The sequence below is a fragment of the Rhizobium sp. Rhizsp42 genome, from assembly GCF_047304155.1.
Taxonomy (GTDB): Bacteria; Pseudomonadota; Alphaproteobacteria; order Rhizobiales; family Rhizobiaceae; genus Rhizobium.
Genome location: NZ_JBGLYS010000002.1, coordinates 366,185 through 372,195, shown reverse-complemented (window position 1 = coordinate 372,195; position 6,011 = coordinate 366,185). Strand labels below are relative to the sequence as shown.

At 61.5% G+C, this 6,011-nt stretch carries 4 protein-coding genes; all 4 read right to left on the bottom strand.

The window, feature by feature from the left end:
- Nucleotides 1-51: 51 nt before the first annotated feature.
- Nucleotides 52-2,349 (bottom strand): FdhF/YdeP family oxidoreductase, encoded by a 2,298-nt coding sequence (locus ACCD05_RS04375; protein ID WP_112436623.1) that lies wholly within the window; start codon nucleotides 2,347-2,349, stop codon nucleotides 52-54.
- A 287-nt stretch (nucleotides 2,350-2,636) separates the two neighbouring features.
- The gene (locus ACCD05_RS04370) at nucleotides 2,637-3,536 is read right to left on the bottom strand and encodes a Hint domain-containing protein (protein WP_413391232.1); all 900 of its coding nucleotides are present in this window, start codon (nucleotides 3,534-3,536) and stop codon (nucleotides 2,637-2,639) included.
- A gap of 321 nt (nucleotides 3,537-3,857) precedes the next feature.
- Entirely contained in the window at nucleotides 3,858-5,039 is a 1,182-nt protein-coding gene (locus ACCD05_RS04365; protein WP_112436621.1) for a DegT/DnrJ/EryC1/StrS family aminotransferase, read from the bottom strand.
- A complete protein-coding gene (locus ACCD05_RS04360; RefSeq protein WP_112436620.1) occupies nucleotides 5,036-6,010 on the bottom strand; it encodes an NAD-dependent epimerase/dehydratase family protein in 975 nt (324 codons plus the stop codon). Before ACCD05_RS04360 ends, ACCD05_RS04365 begins: the two co-directional genes overlap by 4 nt.
- Nucleotide 6,011 lies beyond the last annotated feature (1 nt).

Sequence of the window (6,011 nt, the reverse complement as noted above, 5' to 3'; positions counted from 1 at the left end):
ATAATTTTTTTGCGGCCCTGTTTCCCCCGCGCCCCGAAACACACATCAAGCCTACTGCGCGGTTGCGCCGGTGACCGTCACCGGGACGCCCTTGTAGGCGGGCGTGCCCGAAGTGCGATCATAGGCCGAAAGCGCGATCAGCGCGTTCATCTCAGGGTAATAGCCGGCGATCGATCCTTTCGGAATATTGTACTCGATCGCGGTCAGCCCGCGCGCGCTGCGCGACTTTCCGTCCGCCGAAGGCAGGGAGACGACATTGATGATGTCGCCATCCGCCAATCCGCGTTTTGCTAGATCGTCCTTGTTCATGAAGATCACGTCGCGACGGCCGAATACGCCGCGATAGCGATCGTCCATGCCGTAGATCGTGGTGTTGTACTGGTCGTGGCTGCGCAGCGTTGTCAGCACGAGTGCGTCGGGGTTCTTCACTAGCGGGTCCTCATGCAGGCCGCGGCCGATCAGAAAATTCGCCTTGCCGCTTTCCGTCTTCCAGCGACGCTCAGAGGCCGGCACGTCCAGTCGGAAACCGCCGCGCACGCGCACGCGCTTGTTGAAGTCGAAGAAATCGGGAAAGACGATTTCGATCTTGTCGCGAATCCTGTCGTAATCAGCGACCATGCCATCCCAATCGATGCCATAGCGATCCCCGAGCGTCGCTTTCGCGATGCCGGCAACGATGGCGGGTTCGGATTTCAGCATCTCGCTCGGCGGGTTCAGGAAGCCGCGCGACGCATGCACCATCGACATGGAATCCTCGACGGTCACCGATTGCGGGCCCGTCGCCTGGGTGTCGAGGTCGGTACGGCCGAGGCAGGGGAGAATGATCGAGGTCTTGGCGATCAGCAGATGCGAGCGGTTGAGCTTGGTGGTGATGTGTACCGCGAGGTCCAGCTTGCGCATGGCTTCGAAGGTGACCTCGGTGTCGGACATGGCGACCGCCAGATTGCCGCCAAGGCAGATCAGCGCCTTCGAGGTGCCCTCCATGATCGCTTCGACGGATTCGATCGCGTTGTGTCCCTTCAGGTCGGTCGGGCGGAAGCCGAAGGCCCGCTCCATCCCGTCGATCAGCGCCTTGTTGGGGATCTCGGTGATGCCGACCGTCCGGTCGCCCTGGACATTGGAATGGCCGCGCAGCGGGCAGATGCCGGCGCCGGGGCGGCCGATATTGCCGCGCAGCATCAAGAGATTGGCGAGCTGCTGGACATTGCCCGTGCCGTTGCTGTGCTGGGTGATGCCCATGCCGTAGCACAGGATGACGCTCTTGGCCTTCACATAGACATCGGCAGCACTTTTCAGCGCTTCCCCTGTCAGCCCGGATACGGTGACGATGCTGTCCCAGCTGGTGTTGTCGATATCCTCGCGCAGCGCCTCCAGGCCGGTCGTGTGCTCGGCGATGAAGGCGCGATCAAGCACGCCAGGACCGCCGGCTGCAACATCGGCATCATCGATCTCGAATACGCACTTCATCAGGCCCTTGAGTGCTGCGAGATCGCCGCCGGTGCGCACCTGATGATAGGCCGAGGCAATCCGTGTCGACGACAGCGTCGCCATCTCGACAGGGTCCTGCGGCGAAGCGAATTTCTCGAGTGCGCGCTCCTTAAGCGGATTGAAGACGATGATCGGTACGCCACGTCGCGAGGCCTCGTGCAGCGTCGCCATCATGCGCGGATGGTTGGTGCCCGGATTGTGGCCGAAGCTGAAGATCGCATCGGTGTGGTCGAAGTCCTCAAGGAGGACCGTGCCCTTGCCGACGCCGATCGACTTCGGCAGGCCGACGCTGGTCGCCTCATGGCACATGTTCGAGCAGTCGGGAAAATTGTTGGTGCCATAGGCGCGCACCAGTAGCTGATAGAGAAAGGCGGCCTCGTTGGACGCGCGCCCGGATGTATAGAACTCCGCGTGATGCGGGTCGTCCAGCCGGTTGAGCTCGGCGCCGATGCGCGCGAAGGCATCGTCCCACTCGATCACCTCGTAGCGATCGGTCTCGGCGTTGTAGATCATCGGATGCGTCAGGCGGCCTTCGTCCTCGAGCTCGTGGTCAGTCCACTCCCACAATGCAGACACCGTATGCTCTGCAAAGAAGCTCGGGTCGACACGTTTGGCGGTGGATTCCCAGGTGATGGCCTTGGCGCCATTTTCGCAGAACTCGAAGGACGAGGTGTGCTTGGGATCCGGCCACGCGCAACCGGGACAATCGAAGCCCTCGGGCTTGTTGGCCTTCAGGAGCGTTGCCGTTCCTTGAGCGACGACCTGTTGGTGGGCAAGCGTCTTGGCGACCGCGCGCAAGGCGCCCCATCCGCCGGCCGGTGCGTCGTATTTCTCAATTCCCTCGGGGCGCTTCTTCGCCATATTCCTGCTTCTCCACACTCGGTCCAGCCAGCATAACACCTGTCGATGCCGCACTGCACTATACCCAAGCATAGGATGTTGCCATAGCGCTATAAGCGGTGTCCGACGCCGCAAGATACTCCACGCTGATCGCTGGAGCATGAGAATGCCATACAAAAGCGGCCGGTACCTGTTGGTCCCAGCCGAGCGAGCGCCAAGCCGCTAATAATGTGTGGTCACATAGAAACGGATTGGCGCAGGACCGCGCCAATCCGCAATGACGAGCATGAGTTGTCAGCCGGCTATTATCAGCCGACCAGTTCGCCGACGCGGCTCGAAATCCGCCGCGAAACGGTCTTGAACGGATCACGCAGCGGAACGATAGGCGAAACGCTGAGCAACAGCAGAGCTTTCAGATGCTGCCGTCCGCTTTCTTCGCCGACCACAGGCGCATAAGGCGCCATGCGGGGCCGGCGCTCGGCGGGATAGAGCTTTTCGAGTTCGACAAAATTATCGAAGCTCTCGTAGTCGCTGCCGCGAAGCTGGAATGTCTCTACCGGCGTGCCATCGGCGATCACTACGTCATGGCTGTCGAGCAGCACGTTATAGTATTCGACCGTTTCCCTGCCATCCGGCAGGGCCAAGACAATCGAGCTGCCGTTGATCAGATCCTTGACGCGGACGAGAGCGCCATCGACATAAAGCGCGTGGCCGGCAGAGATGTAGAGATCCTGGCTCGGCATGCCGTCATCAAGCGCGCCCTTCGAGATGCGCACCGGCATGACGGTCGGGTGCCAGGACGCGACGCTCTTGCGAAACGTCTGGCGGCCGATCCAGCGGATTGGCTTGGCGTCGCCCGAGATCGTTTCGACGAGGTCACCAAGGCGCAGATCCTCGATCGCGACTTCGCCTGATGGTGTTGCAATCAAGGTGCCGCGCAGCAGGCACTTCGCCCCGCCGTCACCACCACCCGAGTGTCCGCCACCGGAATGGCCGCCGCCACCGCCGCCACCGGAATAACCTCCACCGCCATGTCCGCCGCCGCGACCGCCACCCCAATTACGTCCCATTGCTTTCGCGGGTGAAGACGCAATTGCCATGGTCGCAACAGCGATTCCGGCAACTCTTGCGCTGGTAGCCGCCGCAACACCGAGAAAATGTCGGCGTGCACGGTTAGAGGGTGTTTCTTCCGGGTCCATCGATGACATAATGCTCTCCGTCTTTTGGGTTACACCTATCTATTCCTGATTGCTGTTAACCATCGTACACCAACTTCATCCGCGATAAACTCAGCCGAATAGGTTCACAGCTACTCAAATAGCGGTAGGTAACATAGCGTGCGGAAAGTCGCGCGAATGTCCCGATATGGACAACCTATAAGAGATATTTTGCTGGCCGCCGTTGCTGCTGCCAGGCGCTCTTCTGTCTCGATTGATTGTGTTTCGGGATTCCCGCCACATCGGGAACGCCTTGAGCGCAAGGCATGGCGCCGCTCCGCTGCGTCGCCGTTCCCATGTCCAGAGTGTCGGTCAGCCGGCCTTGGCGATCGCGGGTGTGGAAGGCGCCAGGCTGCCCGCGATGGCGTCCGCGACCTCGCCGAGTTCGGCGTCTGTCATCTGCACGAATAGCGGCAGAACGACCGTCCGGTTCTGGGCGTTGACGCTGTTGTGCAGATCGCCCGAGACCCGGTGCGAAGTCTCTGCCGCGTAGGCCGGCTCGAGATGGCTGTTCATGATTCCACGTCGCGTCGAAATGCCCTGATCGAGCAGCCCCTGCATGAACTCCTGCTGGTCAAGATGATCAGGCAGTGTCATGCAATAGCTCTGCCAGTTGCTCCGTGCCCAATCCGGCTCGAAGGGAGCGCGCATGCCGTCCAGCTTTTCGAGCGCCTGCGTGTAGCCGGCGGCCAACGCACGCCGCTTGGCGACGATGTCAGGCAGCCGTTTCAGCTGCTCTCGGCCGACCGCGGCCTGCATGTCCGTCATCCGGTAGTTGAAACCGACTTCCGGGTAGCTTTCGTATATCACCTGCTTCGAACCATGGCGCACGCTGTCGGTGACGCTCATGCTGTGCTGGCGCCAGAGGCGGAACTTGCGGTCATACTCCGGGTTCGCGGTGGTCAGCATGCCGCCGTCGCCCGTGGTCACCACCTTGCGCGGGTGGAAGGAGAAGCAGGCGATATCGCCATGCGGTTTGCCGATCTTCTCCCAACGGCCCTTCCATAGGATCTCGCTGCCCGTTGCGCAGGCAGCATCCTCGATAACGGGGATGGCGTGCTGCTCGGCGATCGCGACGATGCGGCTCAAATCGCATGGCATGCCGAGTTGGTGCACGCAGATGATCGCCTTCGTGCGCGGCGTGATCGCCGCCTCGATCAGCTCGGGATCGATGTTGAATCCATCGGCCTGGATATCGACGAAAACAGGCGTCGCGTTGCAATAGCGGATCGCGTTGGCGGTGGCGATGAAGGAATGGCTGACGGTGATGACCTCGTCGCCGGCTTCGACGCCGACCGCGAGCAGTGCCAGATGCAGCGCCGTCGTGCAGTTCGAGACAGCGCAGGCATGCGAGGCGCCGACGAAATCGGCGAATTCGCGTTCGAAGGCGGCGACCTCAGAACCCTGCGTGACCCAGCCCGACAGGATGACGCGGCGGACCGCCTCGACTTCCTGCTCGTCGAGAACAGGTTTTGCGACAGGAATTTGGCTCATGCCGCTTCTCCGGTGCTCAGCATCTTTTCATGCCGCCACCAGGCGACGAGATCGCGCAGGCCTTCTTCCATGCTAATTTCGGACTTGAAGCCGAGCATGCTCTCGGCCTTGACCGTCGAGGCAAGGCGACGGGGAACAGCATTGACCTTGCGCGCCGGCCCGTATTGCACGTCCATCGATGCGCCCATGACCTTCATCAGCAGTTCCGCGAGATCGCGCAGGCTGGTTTCTTCGCCGCTCGCCACGTTGAACACTTCGTCGGTGACGTCAGACTTGGCCGCAAGCAGGTTTACGCGGGCGATATCGTGGACATGCACGAAATCCATGGTGGACAGGCCGTCGCCGTGGATGATGGGCGGAAGACCGTTGGCGATGCGCTCCATCCAGCGGATCAGCACCTCGGTATAGACACCGTGCACGTCCATGCGCGGTCCATAAACGTTGAAGTAGCGAAGCGCGACGTAGCGCAGGCCGTACATCTCGGCGAAGCTTCTGAGCAGCCCTTCATTGAAGGCCTTTGCGGCGCCGTAGATCGTGCGGTTGTTATAGGGATGGTGATCCTCGGTGGTCGGGAAGCTCTCGGCAAGGCCGAGCACCGAGGCGGACGATGCCGCGACAACCTTGGAAACCTTTGCTTCCACGGCGGCCTCGAGCACATCGAAGGTGCCGCCGGCCAGAACATCGAAGGCCAGACGTGGCTCTTCGGCGCATTGGGTGATACGGATGGCCGCCTGGTGGAATACGGTGTCGATACCGGCGAATGTTTCCTTGAGCAGCTTGCGGTCGCGGATATCGCCCTCGATGATCGTGACGGGTGCTGCCTTGATCGCCTCGGCCAGATTTTCCCGGCGACCACGCCCGAAGTTGTCGATGATGACGATCTCGCGGGGCTCTTCCAGCGCAACGAGGTCCGCGATATGCGAGCCGATGAGGCCCGCGCCGCCGGTGATCAGAATTCGCTGGTTCTTCATG

Bases quoted from the DNA above. Each gene is read 5' to 3' on its own strand.
- ACCD05_RS04375 (WP_112436623.1), bottom strand. From the start codon at position 2,349: ATGGCGAAGAAGCGCCCCGAGGGAATTGAGAAATACGACGCACCGGCC.
- ACCD05_RS04370 (WP_413391232.1), bottom strand. From the start codon at position 3,536: ATGTCATCGATGGACCCGGAAGAAACACCCTCTAACCGTGCACGCCGA.
- ACCD05_RS04365 (WP_112436621.1), bottom strand. From the start codon at position 5,039: ATGAGCCAAATTCCTGTCGCAAAACCTGTTCTCGACGAGCAGGAAGTC.
- ACCD05_RS04360 (WP_112436620.1), bottom strand. From the start codon at position 6,010: ATGAAGAACCAGCGAATTCTGATCACCGGCGGCGCGGGCCTCATCGGC.